Source organism: Commensalibacter melissae, from assembly GCF_009734185.1.
GTDB classification, from domain to species: Bacteria; Pseudomonadota; Alphaproteobacteria; order Acetobacterales; family Acetobacteraceae; genus Commensalibacter; species Commensalibacter melissae.
The window spans coordinates 536442-560057 of sequence record NZ_CP046393.1 but is presented as its reverse complement, the minus strand read 5'-3'; the positions used below and the strand labels follow the sequence as shown (position 1 = coordinate 560057).

The 23616-nt window shown below is 34.9% G+C and carries 22 protein-coding genes; 14 read left to right on the top strand and 8 right to left on the bottom strand.

From position 1 onward, the window contains the following. The first annotated feature begins 18 nt into the window (after positions 1-18). On the top strand, positions 19-1176 hold the full coding sequence (locus GN303_RS02525) for a polysaccharide pyruvyl transferase family protein (protein ID WP_110438677.1): 1158 nt from the start codon (positions 19-21) through the stop codon (positions 1174-1176). A 256-nt stretch (positions 1177-1432) separates the two neighbouring features. Here GN303_RS02525 and GN303_RS02520 read toward each other — a convergent pair whose 3' ends face one another. Further along, positions 1433-1642, bottom strand: coding sequence for a hypothetical protein (locus tag GN303_RS02520; RefSeq protein WP_110438676.1), 210 nt, complete (start codon positions 1640-1642; stop codon positions 1433-1435). A gap of 338 nt (positions 1643-1980) precedes the next feature. On the opposite strand from GN303_RS02520, the gene GN303_RS02515 reads away from it, so the two are divergent. The 6 genes from GN303_RS02515 to nfsB all read left to right on the top strand — a co-directional run bounded on the left by GN303_RS02515 (position 1981) and on the right by nfsB (position 8363). Then, on the top strand, positions 1981-3714 hold the full coding sequence (locus GN303_RS02515) for a Na/Pi cotransporter family protein (protein WP_110438675.1): 1734 nt from the start codon (positions 1981-1983) through the stop codon (positions 3712-3714). A gap of 214 nt (positions 3715-3928) precedes the next feature. Beyond that, the gene (locus tag GN303_RS02510) at positions 3929-4582 is read left to right on the top strand and encodes a CvpA family protein (protein ID WP_110438674.1); all 654 of its coding nucleotides are present in this window, start codon (positions 3929-3931) and stop codon (positions 4580-4582) included. Between the two features lie 57 nt (positions 4583-4639). Next, positions 4640-6118 carry an amidophosphoribosyltransferase gene (gene purF / locus GN303_RS02505; RefSeq protein ID WP_110438673.1) on the top strand — a complete coding sequence of 493 codons (1479 nt, stop codon included), beginning with the start codon at positions 4640-4642 and terminating at the stop codon, positions 6116-6118. Further along, positions 6118-6810, top strand: coding sequence for an SDR family NAD(P)-dependent oxidoreductase (locus GN303_RS02500; protein ID WP_110438672.1), 693 nt, complete (start codon positions 6118-6120; stop codon positions 6808-6810). Before purF ends, GN303_RS02500 begins: the two co-directional genes overlap by 1 nt. A gap of 141 nt (positions 6811-6951) precedes the next feature. Beyond that, entirely contained in the window at positions 6952-7203 is a 252-nt protein-coding gene (locus GN303_RS02495) for a hypothetical protein (RefSeq protein ID WP_110438671.1), read from the top strand. Between the two features lie 503 nt (positions 7204-7706). Further along, the gene (gene nfsB / locus GN303_RS02490; protein ID WP_110438670.1) at positions 7707-8363 is read left to right on the top strand and encodes an oxygen-insensitive NAD(P)H nitroreductase; all 657 of its coding nucleotides are present in this window, start codon (positions 7707-7709) and stop codon (positions 8361-8363) included. Between the two features lie 1227 nt (positions 8364-9590). Here nfsB and GN303_RS02485 read toward each other — a convergent pair. Next, entirely contained in the window at positions 9591-11123 is a 1533-nt protein-coding gene (locus GN303_RS02485; protein ID WP_231504057.1) for a lytic transglycosylase domain-containing protein, read from the bottom strand. 312 nt (positions 11124-11435) lie between these two features. Between GN303_RS02485 and GN303_RS02480 the strand changes: the two genes are divergently transcribed. From GN303_RS02480 to GN303_RS02460, 5 genes are all read left to right on the top strand, one after another. After that, on the top strand, positions 11436-12263 hold the full coding sequence (locus GN303_RS02480) for an ABC transporter permease (RefSeq protein WP_110438668.1): 828 nt from the start codon (positions 11436-11438) through the stop codon (positions 12261-12263). A gap of 43 nt (positions 12264-12306) precedes the next feature. Next, entirely contained in the window at positions 12307-13419 is a 1113-nt protein-coding gene (locus GN303_RS02475) for a glycosyltransferase 61 family protein (RefSeq protein WP_110438667.1), read from the top strand. A 10-nt stretch (positions 13420-13429) separates the two neighbouring features. Continuing rightward, the gene (locus tag GN303_RS02470; RefSeq protein WP_110438666.1) at positions 13430-14239 is read left to right on the top strand and encodes an ABC transporter ATP-binding protein; all 810 of its coding nucleotides are present in this window, start codon (positions 13430-13432) and stop codon (positions 14237-14239) included. A 90-nt stretch (positions 14240-14329) separates the two neighbouring features. After that, positions 14330-15412, top strand: coding sequence for an AI-2E family transporter (locus GN303_RS02465; RefSeq protein WP_110438665.1), 1083 nt, complete (start codon positions 14330-14332; stop codon positions 15410-15412). Between the two features lie 197 nt (positions 15413-15609). Then, positions 15610-16605, top strand: a complete 996-nt coding sequence (locus GN303_RS02460; protein WP_110438664.1) for an aldo/keto reductase — start codon at positions 15610-15612, stop codon at positions 16603-16605. Positions 16606-16664: 59 nt separating this feature from the next. Here GN303_RS02460 and GN303_RS02455 read toward each other — a convergent pair whose 3' ends face one another. From GN303_RS02455 to mutY, 4 genes are all read right to left on the bottom strand, one after another. Next, positions 16665-16988, bottom strand: coding sequence for a DMT family transporter (locus tag GN303_RS02455; protein WP_110438663.1), 324 nt, complete (start codon positions 16986-16988; stop codon positions 16665-16667). A gap of 208 nt (positions 16989-17196) precedes the next feature. Beyond that, a complete protein-coding gene (locus GN303_RS02450) occupies positions 17197-17598 on the bottom strand; it encodes a POTRA domain-containing protein (protein WP_110438662.1) in 402 nt (133 codons plus the stop codon). 63 nt (positions 17599-17661) lie between these two features. Further along, complete coding sequence (hemH, locus tag GN303_RS02445) at positions 17662-18663, bottom strand: ferrochelatase (RefSeq protein WP_110438661.1); 1002 nt, start codon at positions 18661-18663, stop codon at positions 17662-17664. Positions 18664-18688: 25 nt separating this feature from the next. Next, the gene (mutY, locus tag GN303_RS02440) at positions 18689-19750 is read right to left on the bottom strand and encodes an A/G-specific adenine glycosylase (protein WP_110438660.1); all 1062 of its coding nucleotides are present in this window, start codon (positions 19748-19750) and stop codon (positions 18689-18691) included. Positions 19751-19753: 3 nt separating this feature from the next. On the opposite strand from mutY, the gene GN303_RS02435 reads away from it, so the two are divergent. Both GN303_RS02435 and GN303_RS02430 read left to right on the top strand, forming a co-directional pair. Then, positions 19754-20275: a DUF721 domain-containing protein gene (locus tag GN303_RS02435; protein ID WP_110438659.1), complete on the top strand. Its 522-nt coding sequence runs from the start codon at positions 19754-19756 to the stop codon at positions 20273-20275. Between the two features lie 3 nt (positions 20276-20278). Next, complete coding sequence (locus tag GN303_RS02430; RefSeq protein WP_110438658.1) at positions 20279-21193, top strand: bifunctional enoyl-CoA hydratase/phosphate acetyltransferase; 915 nt, start codon at positions 20279-20281, stop codon at positions 21191-21193. 711 nt (positions 21194-21904) lie between these two features. On the opposite strand, the gene GN303_RS02425 is transcribed toward GN303_RS02430, so the two are convergent. Further along, positions 21905-22216: a DUF805 domain-containing protein gene (locus GN303_RS02425; RefSeq protein ID WP_231504056.1), complete on the bottom strand. Its 312-nt coding sequence runs from the start codon at positions 22214-22216 to the stop codon at positions 21905-21907. Positions 22217-22683: 467 nt separating this feature from the next. Next, positions 22684-23616 (bottom strand): ABC transporter substrate-binding protein, encoded by a 933-nt coding sequence (locus tag GN303_RS02420; RefSeq protein WP_231504055.1) that lies wholly within the window; start codon positions 23614-23616, stop codon positions 22684-22686.

The following is a 23616-nucleotide window of genomic DNA, read 5'->3' as shown; positions in this document are numbered from 1 at the left end:
TTAAAAACTTTTTTAACTATGTCACTTAAAAATTTTATAATCTGCAGAACTGAAGAAGAATCTTCTTTATGCTATCTAAACCATCACCTCTATATGGTTCAGAAAAAAAACAATCACCACCCTGTTTATTTGTCCACAACTGATATGAAAACAGGATTCATCCATGATAAAAAAAACCTGTTTGATCATGTTATTATAAAACATCAATTTCCCGGAAATTACTCTTTTATTTCCCGACGATTAAACTGTTATTATTATAATATTCCCATTACAACACATCATCATCAAACATTATTTCAAACTGTACAGCTAAAAAATAAACAATGGAAGAAATTTAAGCTTCAAAAAGCACATAAAATAAAATTTGATATAAACCAATTCAACACTCTGGTTAACAAAAAAATGAACAATTCTGTTAATCTGTATTGGTGGCGCAACAAACAGTTCACAAATATAGGTGATGAACTAAATTTATATATTATTGGATATTTAAGTAAAAAAATAATATGTAGAACCAATTTAAAAAACACAGACTTAATCGGAATAGGCAGCATTTTAAACTGGGCAACACCAAGAAACAGAATTTATCCTGTATGGGGGAGCGGAACTCTTTCACCTTCCTCATTACCTACTGAATTATTCAAGATTTCTTTATTACGTGGACCATTGACCCATGAATCCTTAACTTCACATAAATGTAAATTACCTTATGGGGATCCTGGATTAATATGTGATCGTATATATAACCCCAACAAAGAAAAAAAATATGACTGGGGTCTTATTGTTCATCACAGTCAATATAAAAAGAGCTGGGTAGAGCAAATATTACAAAATACACCCAATACTCTTTTTATTGATATCACCGATCCTGATATTAACGTTTTTATTGACCAGCTAAAATCCTGCAAATATATTGCATCCAGCAGTTTACATGGACTTGTTATTGCAGACAGCTATCATATCCCAAATATTTGGTTGTGGGATAATAAATTGCATGATGGAGGAAAATGGAAATTCTTTGATTATTTCGCAGGCATACATCGTACAGAAATAAATTTTTATAACCCCGTTTTATTCAAAAATTTAAATCATATTCCATTAAGACAACTTGATTTAAGCTATTTTGATAAACTCGAAAACACCAAGAACCAAATTATTGATAGTTTTCCGTTATAAATCATTCCATAAATAGAATTTAAAATTAGCAAAACGGTATTTATTAAAAAATATAATCAATTATTCGATTCACAATAATAAATAATTAATTTAAATCTTATATTTATATTCAATAACATTGTGATAAGGTTAGAATAATTTATAATTTACATAACAATAACATAGTGATGGCTTTATCACCTTTTACTATTTAAAAATTAATCCCTTACCACAATTTTTTTAAAACATATAATCCCTTATCATCCTCAACCCCAGTTTATCTTAATTTATCTAAGTGTTTTTCTAGATAAGGATAAAACTCAGCATGTTTTAGCATTTTTGACTTTGTTTCATCCTTATAGGCTTGACCAAGTTTTTTCAGTTCAACCCGATTTTCATGCGTTTGAGATTTATGATATTTTTTTAAAATATAATTCAATTCATCATCTTGTGAAAAATTGATATAATCATGATCCGATACTGACATATTCATATTCTCCTTTATATAGAAATAGTAATTGTTTCAATTTATGATATAAATGATGGAAAAGCAATTTTCTTTCTGAAAAATATCAAAAAAATCAATATATTATCAAAATATCCCAATTAACGAAAACCGATACCAGTAATATTTTCTAAATTTAAATCCGACAGTTTCGATAATTAAATTGGAAAGTTTAATTTCAAGCGCATAAAATTATGCTATATTCACCTTTTGACAAGGAATTTTTCAATTATTTATATAATTTTAATTTATAACTTTTTTTATTTAAAAAAATTTTTCTTCTAACTTCAATAACTTAAAACTTTAAAAGAGGATATTCCTTGAATTTTGTTACTGTAATTGATCTTGCTGGTAGTGTTGCCCTGCTTTTATGGGGTGTTCATATGGTTCAAACCGGTGTGCAACGAGCGTTTGGCGCACGGTTAAATCATTTCCTGTCAACCATGTTACGAAACAGATTCCAATCTTTTATCGCAGGTGCAGGTATCACTGCAATCTTGCAATCCTCAACTGCAACGGGACTTATGATCACTGGATTTGCCGCCAATGGGGTAATCGGACTACCTTCTGCATTGGCGGTTATGCTGGGGGCAAATGTTGGAACCACCCTAATTGTCCAGCTATTATCATTTGACGTGTCCCGTATCGCACCCCTTTTTGTTTTGGTAGGCGTCATCATGTTTCGCCGGGGTCTTAATCATATCCGTGATTTTGGACGCGTCTTCATCGGATTAGGCCTGATTCTGATCTCCCTACATCAATTTCTGGTAATCCTTCATCCCTATACCAACCAACCAGCGCTTCGTACAGTATTGGGCAACATTACAGATATGCCTTTTATTACAATTTTATTATCAATGATCCTAACCTGGATTATGCATTCTTCCGTGGCGGTTGTATTGCTAATAGCGTCCTTCGCCTCTCACAATGTCATACCTGCTGAAACAGCCTTTATCATGGTTTTGGGCGCCAATATCGGTACCGCTCTCAATCCCGTGATAGAGGGAACAGGGAAAAACGTGATTGCCAAACGTTTACCTATGGGAAATTTAATAAACCGTGTTATCGGTGCGGCCATTGTCTTTATCTTTATTCATCCACTCACCCATTGGTTCACATATTACTATCCTGATATCAACCGATCTATTGCCAATTTTCACACATTATTTAATATTGCAACGGCACTTCTATTCTTGCCTTTCCTAACCCCCTACGCCAATTTACTAAAAAAAATATTTCCACGCACAAAAGAGGAAACTGTTCAAGATCCCTCCAAACCAGTCTATCTTGATAAATCCGTCATTCAATCACCTATTCTTGCCCTTGGCAATGCAACCCGAGAATCATTGCGTTTATGTGATATTTTGGAAAAAATGCTGAATGGTGTTGACGATAGTTTTAAAAATCAAACGCCTCAAATTGCCAGCGCCGCACGACGTTTTGATAATACGCTAGATAAATTAACAAACTCAATACAAAGTTACGTCACCGGTTTGGATCCCGAAGCTTTGAATCAAAATGAATTGAATCAGGTGGAAAAAATCCTAACCTTCTGTACACAAATTGCCAATGCGGGTGATGTCCTGGACAGGAATGTTCTTTCAACCGTACAGAAAATGGTTAAACAAAGAATCATTTTACCAAAACCCATGATGGATCCATTGCAAAAAATGATGCGACGCATCCATAAAAATCTGCATACAACAGCAACCTTGCTGATTAATGAAGACGAGAATATTGCCCGTAAACTTGCCGAAGAGAAGGATATATTCCGTGAAATTGAAAGCAAAGTTATCGCTATCTATTATGAAAATCTTCGACAAAGCACAGACGATAAAAAAAACCAGATTCAGTATGGTTCATTCATGATTGAATTGGCCCGTGATTTAAAACGTACAAACACTCATGTTGTAGCTTCAGCCGCCTACCCTGTTCTGGATCAGAATGGAATGCTATTACCCAGCCGTCTGCAACCTGAAGAGGATACAGAAAATTACGACAATGATCCAATCAAGATTTTACAACGTGAAGATAATATATTAACCCGTGATTGAAAAACTCTAAAAAATAATTTCTATTTATGATATAGTTCAACCACCTTCATAATTGAGATCCATGATTATCAAACAATTTACAGTTATTTGTTTTTTGTAATTAAAAATTATAAAAATATTTTTTATTTACCCATTGCGGTAAATGAATTGTTTATTTACTAATACCGCTTTATAATCTTATTAAAGGGAATAAGTTAATCAAGTGCTTAATTCTATGAACTGGATTGATCTTGTTTGTCTTGGTGTAATTATCCTTGGTGCCTTATCCGGTCTTACGCGAGGGTTTACTCGTGAATGTATAGGTCTATTTGGATGGATTATTGCAGCCAGCTTGGCCAATCGCTGGTATCCCGATCTTGCCCCCAAGCTATCGCCTTACGTAAACTCTGAAAATTTGGCAAATATTGCCTCCTTTATTGTTATATTTGCCTTGACCTGTATTGTCATTAATGCGCTGGCAAATGCCGTTGTCGGTCAAAATTCTGCACGAATCTCCCTTTTGGGTCGTCTGGACAGATTACTTGGTGCAATATGTGGTGGGGTTAAGGGATATGCAGGGTTGGCCATTCTCTATCTGATTGGCGGAATAATTTTTCCTGCCGCACAATGGCCTGAACCTCTTCAAGAAAGTCAAATGGTTTCCTATATATATCAGGGAGCTGTCCTGATTAATAATCTTCTCCCAAGCTCAATGCAACGGGATGTTGTTGTCCCCCAAACAAAGACACCAAGAGTATCAATACCTGACGGAACTGGATTACATAATGGAATATCTCATCAATCCTCTTCAACAGATCAATCGCATAATGATGAGCTGTCTGCTGTTCAACCAGAGGGGGGATATTCCTCAACTGCTCCCTCACAATAATCCTGGCCATTTTTAACTCATAAAACCCTTATCTATTCATTTATTTTCGGAATTGCGATGAATAAATCTAGCGAATCAATATCCTATTCAACAATACATACATCCCCAGATCATGAAGATGATAAATTTCATGAGGAATGTGGCGTGGTAGGCGTTTGGACAACACAGGATGCCGCATCATTGACTGCATTGGGATTACATGCCTTACAACATAGAGGTCAGGAAGCGACAGGTATTGTTACTTACGATGGAAATTTTCATATTCATCGTGGTTTGGGGCTGGTCGGTGAAGTATTTGCTGATCCCCAGGTTATCGCCAAATTACCAGGTGGAATTGCGATTGGTCACAATCGCTATGCTACAACAGGTGCCACGCAGCTTCGTAATGTACAACCTTTATATGGTGATTTTGAATTTGGTGGATTTGCTGTTGCCCATAATGGAAATCTTACCAATGCACAACTCCTTAGACAATCCCTGGTACGCAGAGGATGCCTATTTCAATCCAGTACAGACAGCGAAGTCTTTATCCATTTGATTGCCATTTCCCTTTACAGCAATGTTATTGACCGCTTTATTGATGCCTTAAAACAGGTTCAGGGTGCATATTCTCTGGTGGCCCTTTCCAAGGATATGTTAATTGCCGCTCGTGATCCGTTAGGTGTTCGTCCCCTGATACTCGGCAAACTCAACCAGAATAAGGAAAAAGAATGCTGGGTTGTTGCCAGTGAAACCTGTGCACTTTCCAGCATGGGCGCGGAATTTGTCCGTGATATCGAGCCTGGTGAAGTCATCATCATTAATGATGAGGGTATCCGTTCCATTAAACCTTTTCATAATATTTCTCATCGCTTTTGCATTTTCGAATATGTTTATTTTGCCCGTCCCGATTCCATTATTGAAAATAAATCCGTATATATAGCACGTCAAAAAATTGGAGCCGAACTCGCGCTTGAAAATCCCGTTGAGGCAGATATTGTTGTTCCTGTTCCCGATTCCGGTGTGCCTGCTGCGCTCGGCTATGCAAAAGCCAGCAATATTCCATTTGAGTTAGGCATAATCCGTAGTCATTATATAGGAAGGACTTTTATTGAACCGACTGATCAAATCCGTAATCTTGGAGTAAAACTCAAACACTCCACAAACGGTTCAATTTTAAAAGACAAACGCGTCATTTTAATTGATGATTCCATCGTCCGTGGAACAACATCCAAAAAAATCGTTGAAATGGTCAGAGCTGCAGGAGCAGCCGAAGTTCATCTGCGTATTGCCTCTCCCCCCACACGGTTTTCCTGTTATTACGGAATTGATACTCCATCAAAAGAAAAACTATTGGCACACACACATGATATTGATGAAATGTGCAAATTGATTGGGGCAGATTCACTGGGATTCATTTCATGCAATGGATTATACAAAGCTCTGGAAGAAAAGGAAAGAAATAACGAAAAGCCGCAATATTGTGATGCATGTTTTACAGGAGACTATCCTATTCAACTTACAGATCATGACATGAACCTAACACAAAATAAATAATGAAACTGTCTTTTAAAAACAAAGTGGCTTTCATTACTGGTGCAAGTCGTGGCATAGGTCAGGCTTGTGCCATAGCATTGGCCGAGGCTGGTGCACACTGCGTTCTCAGCGCAAGAACGCAGGGAGGATTAATACAGACAGATAATATGATCCGCCAAAAAGGTGGTAAGGCCACCTTATTTCCATTTGATTTGCAACCCAAAAATCCATTCGATACAACAATTGATAATATTGGCCCTTCCATTGCCCAGCAATTCCATCGACTTGATATTTTCATTCATGCAGCCTTTTATTACACGCCACTTACACCTGTTGACCAAATAACGGATCAAGACTGGTCAAAAAATATTTCCATCAACCTTACAAGCTGTATGAAACTTGTTCGAACTTTGTCCCCATTGTTATGCGCCACACCAAATTCTCAAGCTCTTTTTCTTCAGGGGATAACAAAACCCGGTGCATTTTGGGGATCAGTCACCTCTGTTCAGGCAGCTATTCAAAATCTTATAAATTGTTGGAAAGAAGAAATAAAGGATATCTCTACAGTTCATGTTCAAACCATTACCCCTCCGCCAACTAAAACCTTATTAAGGCAATCCTTTTTTCCTGCGGAAGATAAAGATAAGCTTAATTCGCCAGAAAAAACGGCAAAAATAATTCTTGCTTTTTTACTAAAAAAACAAAATCCATAACGTTAATAAGTCAAAATTAATTGATATAACCACTTTATTAAATTGATTTTTTTTATAATTTTCAATATAATGGTAAACCTACTTGAAATAATGGGATATTACGAATGTAAAAATCATATCCTGTGAAAGGAGGAAGGAAGCATGTTAAAATTTAACCGTATCATTTATGGTATCTTGTTTAGCAGTATTATCGCATGGACAATTTATATTCTCACTATTGATTTTTATGCCCTTACCCTTTTAACCTATGGACCTCAATCTGTTACTACAGGTCCCATTCCTATAAAATTATCGCATCTTTCCTCTCTAACCTCGATAAATTTATTTACCTTGCTGATTATTACGCTATCAATTCTGTTTAGTAAAATAAAATGTCAAAACCTTTTTGACTGATATCTTATTAAAAATTTAATAAAATATTTTGAGATAATACCACTGTACAAAATAACCGTAAAATCCTATCTAAATACACTGCCTAATCTTCAAGTTATTCATCTATTTACTATGAAGAATTAAAATGTTGTTGAATCTCATAAATGAACACAAAAAATTTGAAAAAATACACTTTTAAAAAATAACATGTTTAAATTGATAAATTAATTTTTTTGGTGCAAATTTCTATATTAATAAAACATTTCACGAAACACTCAATACAAGCTAAGATTTGTAAATTAATTAATAATTAAAGAATTGAATTGCATGTATATCTTATCTATCATTATACGGGCTGTAACTATATAATTCTTTATCACTTTTATAATAATCGTAATATAAACCGACCATTTTAAGGTTGATCTCTTTTTCCATTCATTTTACGATTATAGGCATATATTAATTTATTATACATTTTTTACATGTATATAATTTTATTATGAATTATTAACGTAAGGATAATCATGGATATCGAAAAATTTGCACTACGTCGCTTTACCGCTAAAAGATATGATCCAACAAAAAAAATTCCTGATCATATTATAAATCAGTTAGTTGACCTTTTACGCTACACACCTACTTCAATTAATTCACAACCTTATCACTTCATTGTTGCTTCCACGGAAAATGGTATTAAGCGCGTTGCCTCATCAATGGTAAGGGAAGAATTCCTTTATAATAAACACAAGGTTGACCGTGCTTCACATACAATTGTTATTTGTTCAAAAACAGATATGGATGAATCCTATATTCGCAAAATTATTGAACAAGAAATTAAGGATGGCCGTCATAACCCAAATTTAAACAAGGAAGAATTTATCAATCTTTATATCGGATATATGAATCTGCATAAAAAAATTCTAAAGGATCTTCCCAATTGGACAGCAAAACAAGGTTATATTGCTCTTGGAAACTTATTACTAGGTGCCTCGTTAGCAAATATAGATGCCAGTCCCATTGAAGGATTTGATGCAGATATTTTAGACAAAGAATTCCACCTAAAAGAAAAAGGATTTACAAGTATTCTTGTAATTACTTTAGGTTATCATGATAAAACTGATTATAACGCCAAACAACCTAAATCACGTTTCCCCAAAGAGGAACTCTTTACATTCTGTTAATCAGGATAACTGACTTTTAACGATTACAATATTGTGTAACAATAATAGGTTATTGATTCACCTTTTTGAACCATAAAATCGGTTCCCCATCTCTGGAAAACCGTATTATCATACCGCCATTATGCCAATATAGTGCCAATGTTGAAAAAAACAGATTGGCATCTTGTTCATATTGGCAGTAGATTAAATCTGTAATTGTTTTTTTTATTATCAAGGCAACAGCTGTTTCACTTAAAAGAAAAACTTGTCCTCATTGTGTCGAATTATGGCCTGAAGAAGCAAACAAACTAAAAATGGTCTTGAGTTCTATATACAACGTTAATCATCAATGTCAGTCGCCATTCAACTGGTCTATGCTGATTGAAAAGTTTCAACTCATATTCCATGGAAAACCCATAACCAAAGATATGCATCCTATTCTTCCATCTTGACCTATATGGCAGGCAAACCACTGTTCCTTCAGCCATTTTTTCTGGTTTCTCCTGTGCCAACGAGAACGACCATCAAGGGGTAATCAAAAAAACAAATCTGGATTTTATTAATTAATTAGCAACGAAAAAATAATCGGTTTGAATGACATCGACATTCATATGGTTAATGAATATTACTTCATGCTTTTCTTTTTCTACCATCTAATCTCAGATCAGATTAATATAAAAAAACTCACTTAACCACATACATTTCCCTTTAAAGGTTTATTAAGCCTTAAGAAAGAAATTTCTACCAACATTCTTGTTTGGGCAAAAATTTCCGCTATTGATTAAGTCAAAATCGGATAAAATCTGTAAGAATCCATCTTGTTCTGCAAGAAATCGGAAAAACTAGGTTTTGCTGTTATTCACGTTTCATCTGCAATCTTGACCTTGGTCTGCTGATTCCTGCCAACCAGGTTTTAAGCTTTTTTTGCAGAGAAAATAAAGCAACAAACAGACATTACAACTATTACTGTTGTTGTAATATCCTTTCCATTGAAAGCCAAAACTATTTTGGCAAGTCATACAAGCTGATACCATTGCAATTGGAAGAACAATTATGCATAATCCATACTGATCATGAATTGCAGTAGAACAGTTGAACCGTAAGATTATAACAGACCTTCAATTTTTTCGGGCAATAACTGAACCCAAATTGCAGATATTCACAATTTAATTTTTAATAAAAGCGAACTAGACATATAATTATTTGGCACGCTTTTAATATTAGCTAATGAATTAAATTTTAGAATCATTAACTATTGGATGGTTTTACCATGATGCAAGCAGTTAGTTTTTTACAGGCCATCTGGGCGGCATTTAAACTTAATCCTGTCACCCTAGCGCGATATATCTTGCTTTTACCTTTTTGAACGACTTGTACCTGTTGTTTACCTGAAAAAAGAGAAGCTCGATTTTTTGCAATACCAATAGCATTTTTCGCCTGACTTGATGAAGCAAAAGCTCCGACCTGAATTCCCCAGTTCCCTGATAATGATGACTCATTTTCTTTTTTAGTTAAATCCATACCTCTTTTACGATTATAATTTACAGTAGCCACTGCAGCTGGAAATTGGTAGGAAATGGGTCTATAATATTGTTTCCGTTCTGATCTTGATGGCAAAGCTGCCGGAGCTGATGCAACCTGAACAGGCATTGGACGCGATTGCATTGCTGGTGCCTGGGTTGATTGATATCCCCTAGCCAACCATGCTGATTTAACATCTTGACGCGTAACGACTGATGGTGCAGTTGAAGAAGCAACTGGATGAGTGTCAAAATTCTTCCATTTAACTGGATAGGTTGATACAGCAGGCTGTGAAGGCAATGGTGATGCCATAGCAACTTGTGTCGCTGCTGAGCCCGCTCCTTGTAAACTTTGCCTGTTCAAACTATCAGTTGTTGCAGAGCTTGTCCCATTAAGACTGGCCTGATTAAGCGTTTCTGTCGTCTGGCGATTTTGCCATGCATTCTGCACTGCCTGAGCTTGAGGCGATAATGCCATTCTTTGAAATCCGGCTTGCGTTGCCGCAGCATATTGAACTGCACTGACACCCATACCATTTTCATGACCCTCTACCATCAAATCAGCTTGCGATTGTCGGTTTGGTTTTATACCCTGAATTTGAGGGCCAATTGAGGCAACATACCGTCGGGTTTCCAAAGGTAATGTACGATTATGTGTTAAGAAATCATCCAATCTGCCAGGCCCCCCATTATATGCAGCCAAAAAACCTGGAGAGCCATAAATATCATACATTTGACGAATATATGCCGTTCCAGCCATGATATTATCATGAGGATCATAAGCATCATCCCCTAGATTATAAGCAATTTTCATTTCATCATATGTTGGGGGCATTAACTGCATCAACCCCATCGCACCGGGACCAGAAGTTACCAGTTGCCCATTATGATATAAACTTCCACCAGACTCCTGCTGCATAACTGCCCGAATCCATATTTCCGGCACATCAAACCGAGCAGATGCTTCCTGAATATATGGCCCCCATGGATCCTCTGGAGGCCCTGGTGGAGTATAGTAAGAACGGGCATTCGCTTTATAATGCGCAACTTCCTGAGCAATAGGTATTTGTTGCTGACGGGGTGCATTGTTTGCACATGCAGCCAACATTCCAATAATACATCCGAGCACACCAAAACGAACCAAGGATAAATAAAGAGATTTATCATGAAGTTGTTTTTCGTTTTGTCTGGAAATAATAAACTTCATTGAACCAGATTTGAGTTTTTCGCCAGATCCTGTAAAATCTTCTGATCGCTTCATTATACCTTTACCCTTATCTACATTCCATAAAGAATTTATTTCCAAATAAATCCATTTTTTTTCAGTGTTATCTTACGAAGCTGTTCGGATTGCAAAGACTTGCACGAATCAGATAAACACTTTAAGAATTCTATCTAAGGTGTACATTATAAAGCATTTCTTTACAATAGAGTAAGAAAACTTATTATTAAAAGTATAAGAATAAAAAAATCCCCGTCATTTTTTGAAGAATAATTTGTGTATATTTTATTCTTTGTGATAAACCATGACTAAATATTTTATTTCAACAAGAATTGATGTCTAATCTTTAAAATGTCCACGCAAATACGAACCAGTAATCAGAATTTTTATTATCGACATTTACAATGTTGGATCGATATCAAAGAAAGTTTAAAATTGTGGAAACTGGCTTATTCAATGGCATGGCTAGATATCAAATTACGTTATAAGGGTTCTTTTTTAGGGCCTATATGGATGACATTCTCATCAGCGACGATGATGTTGGCAATTGGTCTCATTTACGGTTCCCTATTTAAAATCCATACAGAAACCTACCTACCTTATCTTTCTTTTTCCCTAATTTTTTGGCAAAATGGTATTGCCAATATGATTGTTGATGCATGTCAATGTTTTCTACAAACAGATACTTTCATCCACTCATTAAAGCTTCCCTTCTTCTTGCAAGCAATCCGTACCGTTATCAGAAATTTCCTGATTACCTTTTTAAACTGCATTACTCCTTTTCTTGTATTTATTTATTATCATAAATGGCCTGGAACGATTATTTTATTATCCATACCAGGATTTATTATTTGGATTATCAATAGTCTCGCCATCAATATTTTGCTGGGAAGTATTTGTGCACGTTTTCGGGACATTCCACAAATAATCAACAGTCTGATACAAATCGTATATTATATTACCCCGATCATGTGGATGCCATCTCAGATTCATAATTTTCAATCATTGCTTTTGCTTAATCCAATATACAGCACGATGCAGATTATTAAGGGACCTATTCTGGGAGAAATCCCTACCATTTCTGTTTATCTAAGTGCTTTAGCTTATAGTTTGGTATTATGGGGACTTGCTTGGATAATGTTTATACGGTCGAGAACAAGGCTGGCTTTTTGGATATAAAATTTAAACTATTTATTTATAAGATATACAAAGCGATTGAACTATGAATATTAAGGAAAATTGTTCTATTTTTACTTTTCGCCCGCCTGGCGTATTGAAAAGCTCAGTTAATCATTCAAAACGTTTGCGTCATCCCTTGATCCCGGCTTACGAAAGGCAAAATTTAAATGATTTAGGATTTGAGATTGATCCGCACAATAACAATTTAAATGATATTCTAACCTATATCCCTGAAGGAAATCTTTTTTTATCAATTCTTGAAAATGCTTATTTTATTATTCAAGAGGGATTCGATGGTGTAGTTATAACAAATGATTTACAATTAATTGATGAAACTCTTCATTTTTGTAAAAATCAGTCTTTAGATCAAATAAAGATTGATTTGAATGATGCACAATTATTAGAAGAAATTTTTCTCGCTTTTGATCCCAAATGGATGCAATACGACCACTGGATGGGATATTGTCTGTCAAAATCTTATCTAGCAAATTTATATACACCTACAACAATGAAAATTGCCATTCCTGAATATAGAAACAATAATATATTCATTGGTAATTCAATATCTCGTGAATTATATGATAACACATTAGAAAAAGCTAAGCTAAACTCTCGTACAATATTTTTGAAGGACGGTATATATAAAGCGAAAAAACTAGCATTATTCCATCCAAACAGTCATTATCCTTACGATTATTTCAATTTTCATGACACTAGAAGAATCTTCAATTTCATTAACAAAAATTCCCAATATAAAAATGACCTTCCCACAAATTTCTTGATTGCAACGAACCAGAAAAATCAATCCTGTTTTTCTGATCATTTTCAATCAATCTTGACCCAGACTTGTAATGAATTGAATTTACCCATTATCCATTTAGAGAATATGGATTGGGAATCACAAATCGCACTTTTTTCACAGGCTGAATTTATCATAGCCCCACATTGTCCTGAACTGATTAATCTATATTTCTGTCAAAAAGACACAACCTTATTGGAATTGACTTCTTTTAACAAAAATAAATCCAGCATATCATGCTGGCCTTTTTTAATAGCCTCCACAAACAATATCAACTACTGCTTTATTGACATGCTAAAAGATAATATCAATATAGAATTTTTAAAAAAAACTGTTCGTAATATAAGAGCGTTATAAAATCCAATCAATGACTCAATCAAGTTTTATAAAATTAGAGGAACTTTCATTACAATTCCCTCTTTATCATAGCAATCATCGTTCCTTAAAAAAAACATTATTTGCTAAAGCAGGAAAGTTCATCTCTAAACAACAATCCTTAAACCAGAAAACAGGTGCTGATATTCTGGTTGACAATACTAACCGTATAACAGTTCAAGCATTGCGAAATATCAATCTATCAATAAAAGCGGGAGAGCGTGTTGGATTGATCGGCCACAACGGGGCAGGAAAATCAACCCTGCTTCGTGCAATCACTGGAATATACGAACCCAATTCTGGAAAAATCATTACTAACGGTATAATAGAATCTTTATTGGATACAAATGCAGGCATGAACCGTATTCTCTCTGGTAGAGAAAATATTTATTTAAGGGGTAAACGTCTTAAATACAATAATGAGCAGATCAAAGCCCTGGAAAAAGATGTTGAGGAATTCGCACAATTGCATGAATTTCTTGATTTGCCAATCAAGACATATTCTGCAGGTATGATGATGCGATTAAGCTTTGGTCTGGCAACATCTGTAACCCCAGATATTTTGCTAATGGATGAATGGTTCATGGCTGGAGATAACAATTTTCAGGGTAAGGCAAGACAACGATTGGAAAATATAATCAATAAGGCAGAAATTGTTGTTTTAACAACACATTCCATGCCAATCATCAGGCAATGGTGTACCCGTGTAATATGGCTAAAGGCTGGAGAAATATACGCTGACGGATCAGTGGAAGAGACAGTCAGCCATTATGAACAAAACATGCGTGAAAATTCTTTCTAAAAACTCAACATGATATTATTTAACTATTGAATTATCACAACAATCATCGCATGATGGATCATATTCATAATATTATTAATATATAATAAAATGTCTCCTAATTCTAATTCAGAACAACCAACCCAACAGGAACAGCTCTATTCTCTTCTTCAAATTGTCATCTTGCTAACCGTAGGGGTTATAGCAATCTGGCTTATTGGCGATTTGATGATGATTATTTTTGCGGCAACACTAACCGCCATAATTCTGAAGGGACTTGCAACGATCGTTCGCAAACATACACATCTTGCCCACTGGCTAGCTCTGACCATAGTTTTAATTTTAATTGTTGGCATTATTAGTGCAGTCATCCTAACCAGCGGACCGCAGATTAATGAACAAATTATCAAATTAAAACATGCTCTTGGAACTCAAGTCGGGACTTTCAGGGATCGTTTGCATAATAATCCCTTGGGAGACATGATTATGAATTATCTTCCCAATTCTATTGGCGGGGGTTCTAATAATAGTAATGCTCATTTTACCCTTGGCTCTAGAATTGCAGGTTCAATGACCGGTTTCATTACATCTGTATTTGGGGTTCTTGGCACCATATTTGTTGTATTCATAGCGGGTTTATATTTTGCTGCCTCACCAAATTTATACGGTAATGGCCTACTCCGTCTTTTCCCAGGTCGTCAACGTCCAAAAATCCGTAAGTTATTAATGGTTGGCGGACATGCCTTATGGTCCTGGACAGCTGGACAATCTCTGGATATGCTAGTCGTCGGGATTTGCTCTTTCATTGGTTTAAGCATTATTGGGGTACCCCTGGCCCTTGCATTGGGTTTTGTTGCCGGCATGGCGAATTTTATCCCTTATATTGGAGCAATCATAGGGGCTGTTCCTGCTGTTTTAATTGGTTTTTCTCAAGGGAATAAAGAAGGTATATTAGTCATAATCTTATATTGTATCATCCAGTTTTTAGAAGGAAATGTCTTATCACCTCTTATTCAAAAACATACTGTAAAAATGCCTCCTGCTATCACTATCTTATCTCAAACTGTTTTTGGTACAATTTTAGGCATGCCAGGACTGATCCTTGCTTCACCTCTGACAGCTGCAATACTAGCCATTATGGATGCCAGTACTCCGAAACTGAAATCAGATGAAGAACTGCCCCCCATTGAATGATTCAGCAATAAAACTGTAGAAACATAAATAAAAATTTTATTTACTACTATTATTACTAAATATTCATTTATATGAATTAATGAAAAATTAAATATTAATATCTTTACTACTAATATTTAAATAATAATTACGCGCAAAATATAAATCATGATAAACTTATTATTGATATAAATATTTAAGTCTTATAAGGAGGGATCATGACTAATCAACACGACACAATCAAAATCCACAATATCGATAAAACAATCGTTCGAATTGCTTTAGGAACATGGGCAATCGGCGGATCATCATGGGGAGGACCCGATGACGACAATGCTATCAAGACCATTCATGCAGCACTAGACAATGGTATCAATATGATTGATACAGCGCCAGTTTACGGTTTTGGCCATGCAGAAGAAGTTGTAGGTAAAGCCTTAAAAGGGAAAAGAGATAATATTGTATTGGCCACTAAAGTCGGATTAAATTGGGATAATTCTGGTAAAATGTTTAGAGATTCCAGCCCAAAACGTATTCAAAAAGAAATTGAGGATTCTTTACGCAGACTGAATACAGATTATATAGACCTTTATCAAATTCATTGGCCAGATGATAAAACCCCAATTAAGGAAACGGCACAGGCTATGGAAAAATTGAGAAAAGAGGGCAAGATCAAAGCAATCGGTGTCAGCAATTTTTCAACCAAACAAATTGAAGAATTCAGCCAATATGCCGATTTGGCCGCTATTCAACCTCCATATAACATGTTCGAAAGAAGTATCGAGAATGATATTCTTCCTTGCGCAGAAAAACATAAATTAGCCACCCTTTGTTACGGTTCAATTTGCCGTGGCTTGTTAAGTGGAAAAATGAACAAAGACACTAAATTCACGGGGGATGATTTGAGAAAATCTGATCCTAAATTTCAACCACCCCTTTTCGAACATTATTTGGCAGCGACTAGAGATTTGGAAGAATATGCACAAAAAAACTACAATAAAAGTTTGCTAGCCTTGGCTGTTCGCTGGGTCATTGATCGTTATAAAGGCAATATTGCACTTTGGGGAGCTAGAAAACCCCAACAGATAAATGGTGTTCAAGATGCTTTAGGCTGGCAATTGACAAAAGAGGACTATAAAGAACTTGATGAAATTCTTGCCAAACATATTAAGAAAAATATAGAACCTTCTTTTATGGCTCCACCAAGCCGATAAAATAAATTGGGGCGTTTATTCTATAATCATTAAATGGAATCAACGCTTCCAATTAATTCCTAATGAGAATTTTGTCCTAAATTAATAATCAAAACTCCTATAATTATAAATAATATTCCCATAATTGAAGTCATAGTTAATTTTTGTTGGTAAATCACCCATCCAATCATGCAAATTCCTACTGTTCCCACCCCAGACCAAATTGCATAGGCTATTCCAACAGGAATGATCCTTAATGCGATCGATAATGAATAAAATGATATGGCATATCCTATCAGGGAAACAATCGTAAATCCCAAATTTGTAAAACCATTTGATGCTTTTAAACTGCTTGTCGCAATAATTTCAATACAGATAGCCATTGTTAAATATAAATAAGGCATTAACAATCAAACCATTTCAACATATAATAAATTAGAATTTTTAAAGGGGGAAGATTATGGGTATTTTTGGCACTATGATTATTATTGACATTATCATTGGCCTGTTGATTTTATTTATATTGAAAATTATCGGCTCCACATTAAAAACCAAAAAAACAATTGAAGAACGAATTTCCCAAGATACAAATGAATTCAATCAATTTTAATATTATTTTTCGTGAATATCAAATTGAATAGATGTATGATTATTAATAACCTTACCAATAATTGGGGTTATTGTTACTTTTATATTTGCTTTTTTATATTCTTTCGCAATTTTAAACATTGATTGCATTATTTTTGTTTCATTTACATTACTTCTTTGATGAAGTAGAATAACACGTAATAATTTTTCAGAACTTATTTTTTTATTTCCGGTTAATAAAATTGAATCTATAACAGGATTGTCGTTATCTGATTTGTCAGGGTGAGATACAATTGAAGAAATAGTTTTTATAGAGGTTTTCTGATGCTCAACCAAAGCCGAAACACTTGTTGATGGTAAAATAAAACTGAAACCTATAATAAACAAATAATAAAATTTATTGCGTATTCTATATATATTTTGCATAATCTTTCTCATTCCTTAAGCTAAAATCATTTATTTCAATATTTCATCAAAATAATCAGATATTTAAATCCACCCCCGCAATTCTTCATTAATCAAGCCCTCAAGCATATCAATTCCTATTTCCCCATCATTTAGACAGGGAATATAAATGAATTTTTTACCTCCTTCTTTTAAAAATAAAGCTTTATATTGATGACCGATTTCTTCAATTGTCTCAAGACAATCTGTTATAAAACCAGGCGCCATAACCGCTATATTTCTTACACCTTCCGTGACAAGTTTTTTAATAACATCAGTGATATTAGGTTCTAGCCACTTGCCGGGCCCAAAACGAGACTGATAAACCAACGGCATATACCGCTCATCTTTATTCATCATTTTTCGCAATGCCGTGGCGGTCTTTTGACATTCCTGTTCATAGGGGTCCCCTCTATCGACATAGGTTTGCGGCAGACCATGAAAAGATAAAATTATACGTTCAGGTTGTTCGGATAATGAGTTTAAGGTCGTTTCAATTTGTTTATATAAAGCTTGAATATAAACCGGATAATCCGCAAACGAAAACATCGTGCGTATTGCAGGTTGTTTACGATATTTCTGCAAAATTTTAAATAGCTTATCATTGACACTTGCCGTGGTTGTCGCACTATATTGCGGGTATAAGGGCAAGAGAAATAAATGATAAAATTGTTTTTTTAAGAAATGACTGATTTTTTGCTCAATGGATGGTTTTCCATATGACATTGCCCAATCAATTAATACAGGTTTGTTCTTGAACCTTGATTGCAATTTTTGAATTTGACGTTCTGTAATCACACTTAATGGACTTTTATTTTCTTGGTTATTCCAAATCATTCGATAAGGTTTTACAATCCGGAATGGCCGAACTGTTAGAATGATCCCCTGTAAAATAGGTTGCCAAATCAAAGGATTCATTTCTATAACACGTCGATCTGAGAGAAACTCTGATAAATAACGTCGTATTGCGCCATAAGACGCTGCTTCCGGTGTTCCAAGATTAACCAATAAAATCCCAATTTTTTTCGGGCTTACGACAGTTTGCATATTTAAAACCACCTGTATTTATCTATCAATCAAAGCCCAGTTGAACAAGTTTTTTCATCAATGAAGAAAATGGAAGAAATTGTATGTCATCGAAACTATACCATAACTCATCTCGATCTCTAAACGATAAATCAATTTTTTCTATTCTTTTATAAAGCCTTAATTTAAGCACAAAATGTGTAAAAACATGTTTAATGCAACCTTTGTCCTCAAATAATCCTTTCACCCCAACGCTTTCTTTTGCATTATCCAGTGATATTGGCTTCAAATCCCATTGAGTGCCTGGCAATTCCAAGGTTCCACCCAGCAACCCCTTTACTGGACGTTTCCTAAATAAAATCCTGCCTTCCCGATCCTGGATAAAAAAAGCAATTCCATATCTTACAGGTCTTGAAGATTTTACAACCTTTCTTGGCAATGTTTCAGCTATTCCCTTTTTATATCCCAAACATTGTCTAGACAAAGGGCATGATAAACAGGAAGGTTTTTTTGGTTTGCAAATTGTTGCTCCCACATCAAATAACGCTTGGGAAAAATCACCGGCTCTTTGTTTAGCTATAAGATCATCATTTAAATGACCAGCTTTTTCATCAAGATATTTTTTTGCTTTTGGTAACTCTGCGTCGATAGTAAATAAACGTGCTGTTAGACGTTCGACATTACCATCAATTGGCACTACAGGAACATTATAGGCAATTGATGCTATCGCTGCCGCTGTGTAATTTCCAACACCCGATAAAGCCTTTAGTTCCTTGACCGTATCAGGAACTTCGCCATTTTTACGCATAATTTCCTGAGCACAACGGTGCAAATTCCTGGCTCGACTATAATATCCCAGTCCAGTCCATAGTGACATGACCATATCACGATCTGCATTTGCCAGAATATTAATAGTTGGAAAATGTTCTATAAAACGGTAAAAATATGGAATAACCGTTGCAACTTGTGTTTGCTGAAGCATAATTTCACTTAACAGCACATAATAAGGATTTGGTTTTTCATCTTTTTTTGCTCGCCAAGGAAGATCTCGCCGATTATGATCATACCATTCTAATAATGACTGCGCACAAAAACCCTGTTTTGACATAAAATGACAAATATTCCCAAACAAAACCAAAAAAAACGCAATTTATCACAAACTTCAAAAGAACAGAATTCTCGACATCCTGACAGGCGCACCTTTACAATGAGTCAAATTGGCGGTACTGTTCATAGCCTTACGAAACAGGCTTTTCGCCAAAAATCCCTTGCCCACAGCCAGATCAGCATTAATTGGGTCGATATTATCGGCCCTATATACGGCAATAGAACATCTCCACGTCATCTAGCCAACGGGACGTTAACAATTGCATGTTCTAATACAACAGCAACCGAACTTCAATATTTTTCTGAACGTCTTATTGAAAAAATCAATCTTTATTTTGGCCAGAAAATTGTGGCTCGTTTAAAATTTGTTTACCAACGATACAACACTTACCCTTTGACAAAATCTATAAATCATTCATCTTTGGTGGAACCTGTAGAAATTCCAATACTACCGTCTGGTCCCCTGCAAAACGCACTGTCACGATTGGGGGGGCACATACAAATAAAAAAGAAAGGAAAAAATTGATCCATGTATAACCATCATCAAAAAATTATTGAAAAAGCAAAGGTTAAATCCCCACCTTATTGTGCTGTATGTTATCCATGCGAAGCAACCGCTATCGAATCAGGACTTGAAGCCTTTAAACTTGGTTTACTCACCCCAATTTTTGTTGGTCCCAAAAAACAAATCAAGCTTATCGCCGAACAATATAGATTGGATCTGAAAAACCATCAAATTATTGAGGCATCTTCAGAATTTGAGGCCGCCACACATAGTGTAAAATTAATTCGCGAACAAAAAGCGCATTTATTGATGAAAGGCAGTCTGCATACGGACATTCTCTTGAAAGCTGTAATCAATAAAGAGACCGGTTTAAGAACAGGTAAACGCATTACCCATGTTTTCCTAATGGATGGTCCCAATTGGAATACCCCTTACATGATTACAGATGCCGCCATTAATATTGCCCCGGATCTTGTCACTAAAATGCATATTATTCAAAATGCCATAGATCTGCATCATGCTTTAGGATATGGCGTTCCCAAGGTTGCAATTCTTTCAGCCGTAGAAATGGTAAATCCAGATATTAGTTCTACTCTTGAAGCCGCAGCCTTGTGCAAAATGGCAGATCGAAAACAAATTGTTAATGGTATTCTTGATGGACCTCTTGCATTAGATAATGCCATCAGCCCTGAGGCAGCGGCAATGAAAGGTCTTGATACACCCGTAACTGGAAAGGCCCAAATTCTGGTTGTTCCCAATCTAGAGGCAGGAAACATTTTTTTCAAATCTCTATCATTCATTGGACAGGCAGACAGTGCTGGAATAGTACTAGGTGCGAAGGCCCCAATCATTTTAACCAGTCGTGCCAGCAGTTTGGATAGTCGTCTTGTTTCCTGTGCTATGGCAAAATTATCCTATCATCATAGTTTAACTCATTAATCAAAATTCCTAAGGCAGTTTTATCACTGCCTTCTAATATGATCCCTAATTCAAGATATATCTTAATTGTTGAAAATTTAGACAGGAGATTCCCATTGATAAATCCGGTATTATGTATTCATTGCATGTCAAATAATAATAATAAAACATTTATCAATCGGATACATCAATAACCATTAGCCTGAACAATTAATATCATGTAAGTGATGAATAATTACAGCAAGATTTCTCAACACAAAACCGCCTAAAAATTTTTATGAAAATCTTAAAAAAATATATTTACAAAATAAAGATTAACAATAAATCCTGAAATGAAATGTGATACCGAATTTTTTTGGTTATTTCTACCTTAATAATTCACAAAATTTATTAGAATTTTTCAACAGGAACAAGAAAAAAATATGCTTGTTCCAAAGCGCCAACAACCAATATCAAGACATTCCCCTTTTGGCTGGATGATAATTTTCTTACCATTTTTTCCCAGAAATTGATAACATTGATCATTGTCTTCTACATAAAGAGCCTTTATTTTCTGAAGTGCAACAATGTGAAGTTATCTGCCTCTGGTTTAAAATCATTTTTATGCAAAATTATTTTAAAAACTATATGATTTTTTAAATTATACTATTACGGATTTTAACCGTAATAGTATATGAATTTTAAATTCTATACCAAATTTAATGATTATACGAATTTCATAAAAATTATCATCTATCTGGATTTAGCAGGTGATCCCCATTTGTTTCTTTCAAATTTGGTATTTTTCAACATCCATATTAGAAATAATATTGAACCAATAATGGGAACAAAACTTATTAGAAGCCACCAACCCGAATGATTTATATCATGCATACGTCGAACGGTTACTGCGAATGAGGGAATTATAAAAACAATGACTAGTAATGAACTTGTAATATTTGTCAATATGCTCATTGTATAGTCATCAAGATTTCCAACCATAAAACCAACAACCAGAAGTACAAAAACATTAATAAAAATAGTTAATAAAAACAAAATCAACATATAAAACCAATATTCTTTTCTTCTTGCCCTTCCAGAAAAATTAAAAAGATTTCTTAAGCATTTCCAGAACCATTGAAACATATTATAAGTTGACTCTGTTTGATATAATTCATGCATGTTTGGATCGAATTGATCACTATTTTGTTCATGACTTGAACCATTCTGACTATCAAGAGCAAAGAAAACTGATTTAGCTTGTCCTGAGGCATCAACCTCAAAATCTAGACGCTCCCCTTTGGTTGGAATACGATTTTCTTTTCATTCATTTCCAGAAAATTGGTAACGTTGACCATTATCTCCAACAATATAGCCTTTATTATCTTGCACTATATAATTTAGTAATTGACCCTGCATAATAATCTTTCTAAAATTTCGAACTTAAATAAATTTTATTATAATTTTGATATTATTTGACTTCCATGTTACTTTCAATATATTTAAAAAATTATTAAGGTTATTACCATTTATCAATAAGCTGTAAATGATGAAATTTGTACAGGATGCTTGATAACCTTTTTATTCCACAAAAAATCAAGAAATTGTTGATATTTTGCTTTATCATAGATAACTGGATCTGTCGGTAATAAATTTAGGGTCACATTCCAAGCGGTTTTATTTAAGGGCGTATTCAATTCAGGATGATCTTTAATTGTCTTGTTAAACACTTCTAGAGAATGGCTTTTCAAATATACATTCCCCTCTTTTAAGGCCTGCATGAAACGGATAATTCGTGAATCTTTTACAAGTTCAGGACGAGTTACAAAAATCATTTCATCATAAATTGGAACACCATAATCTTCTGGATTATAAATATTGAATTGATAATGCTTCTGTTCAAGATCAATCACTTCATAGTTCCGTGATGCACCGATAACTGCGTCAACTGCCCCAGTCATTAATGCCTGTTCTAGTTGAAAATTAACGTTGATGATCTGTATATCGGATAACTGAACGTTTGTCTTTTCCAACATTGTTTTCAAAATCGTATGATCATCCCCGGCAACGGAAACACCGATTTTTTTTCCTTTTAAATCTTGTAAGTTCTTGATATTCCGCGAGGTAATCAATGTATTTAAGGGCTGATTTAAAAGAGATCCAATTCGTATTAACGGAATATGATGGTCAATCATCATGCCCAATTGAATAGGATAGGAGATCGCAATATCTGCCTGTCCCGCAGCAACCAATCTTGGTGGTGTACCAGGATCAGCGGGTGAGATCATCTCAACCTGGAGATTGTAACGTTTGAAAGCTCCACTATATTGAGCAGCCAGCAAAGATTCATGACTTGCATTGAGAAACCAGTCCAAAATTACGGTGACTTTATCCTCTGCCTTTACCTGGGAAATGGAACACAAAATCGCAAAAAAGATAAATATTCTTGAAATTCTCATCATCAT

What these genes read in the sequence shown, in the direction of transcription:
- GN303_RS02525 (WP_110438677.1), top strand. Translation starts at nt 19, where the DNA reads ATGTCACTTAAAAATTTTATAATCTGCAGAACTGAAGAAGAATCTTCT.
- GN303_RS02520 (WP_110438676.1), bottom strand. Translation starts at nt 1,642, where the DNA reads ATGTCAGTATCGGATCATGATTATATCAATTTTTCACAAGATGATGAA.
- GN303_RS02510 (WP_110438674.1), top strand. Translation starts at nt 3,929, where the DNA reads ATGAACTGGATTGATCTTGTTTGTCTTGGTGTAATTATCCTTGGTGCC.
- purF (WP_110438673.1), top strand. Translation starts at nt 4,640, where the DNA reads ATGAATAAATCTAGCGAATCAATATCCTATTCAACAATACATACATCC.
- GN303_RS02500 (WP_110438672.1), top strand. Translation starts at nt 6,118, where the DNA reads ATGAAACTGTCTTTTAAAAACAAAGTGGCTTTCATTACTGGTGCAAGT.
- GN303_RS02495 (WP_110438671.1), top strand. Translation starts at nt 6,952, where the DNA reads ATGTTAAAATTTAACCGTATCATTTATGGTATCTTGTTTAGCAGTATT.
- nfsB (WP_110438670.1), top strand. Translation starts at nt 7,707, where the DNA reads ATGGATATCGAAAAATTTGCACTACGTCGCTTTACCGCTAAAAGATAT.
- GN303_RS02485 (WP_231504057.1), bottom strand. Translation starts at nt 11,123, where the DNA reads ATGAAGCGATCAGAAGATTTTACAGGATCTGGCGAAAAACTCAAATCT.
- GN303_RS02480 (WP_110438668.1), top strand. Translation starts at nt 11,436, where the DNA reads ATGTCCACGCAAATACGAACCAGTAATCAGAATTTTTATTATCGACAT.
- GN303_RS02475 (WP_110438667.1), top strand. Translation starts at nt 12,307, where the DNA reads ATGAATATTAAGGAAAATTGTTCTATTTTTACTTTTCGCCCGCCTGGC.
- GN303_RS02470 (WP_110438666.1), top strand. Translation starts at nt 13,430, where the DNA reads ATGACTCAATCAAGTTTTATAAAATTAGAGGAACTTTCATTACAATTC.
- GN303_RS02465 (WP_110438665.1), top strand. Translation starts at nt 14,330, where the DNA reads ATGTCTCCTAATTCTAATTCAGAACAACCAACCCAACAGGAACAGCTC.
- GN303_RS02460 (WP_110438664.1), top strand. Translation starts at nt 15,610, where the DNA reads ATGACTAATCAACACGACACAATCAAAATCCACAATATCGATAAAACA.
- GN303_RS02455 (WP_110438663.1), bottom strand. Translation starts at nt 16,988, where the DNA reads ATGCCTTATTTATATTTAACAATGGCTATCTGTATTGAAATTATTGCG.
- GN303_RS02450 (WP_110438662.1), bottom strand. Translation starts at nt 17,598, where the DNA reads ATGCAAAATATATATAGAATACGCAATAAATTTTATTATTTGTTTATT.
- hemH (WP_110438661.1), bottom strand. Translation starts at nt 18,663, where the DNA reads ATGCAAACTGTCGTAAGCCCGAAAAAAATTGGGATTTTATTGGTTAAT.
- mutY (WP_110438660.1), bottom strand. Translation starts at nt 19,750, where the DNA reads ATGTCAAAACAGGGTTTTTGTGCGCAGTCATTATTAGAATGGTATGAT.
- GN303_RS02435 (WP_110438659.1), top strand. Translation starts at nt 19,754, where the DNA reads ATGACAAATATTCCCAAACAAAACCAAAAAAAACGCAATTTATCACAA.
- GN303_RS02430 (WP_110438658.1), top strand. Translation starts at nt 20,279, where the DNA reads ATGTATAACCATCATCAAAAAATTATTGAAAAAGCAAAGGTTAAATCC.
- GN303_RS02425 (WP_231504056.1), bottom strand. Translation starts at nt 22,216, where the DNA reads ATGTTGATTTTGTTTTTATTAACTATTTTTATTAATGTTTTTGTACTT.
- GN303_RS02420 (WP_231504055.1), bottom strand. Translation starts at nt 23,616, where the DNA reads ATGATGATGAGAATTTCAAGAATATTTATCTTTTTTGCGATTTTGTGT.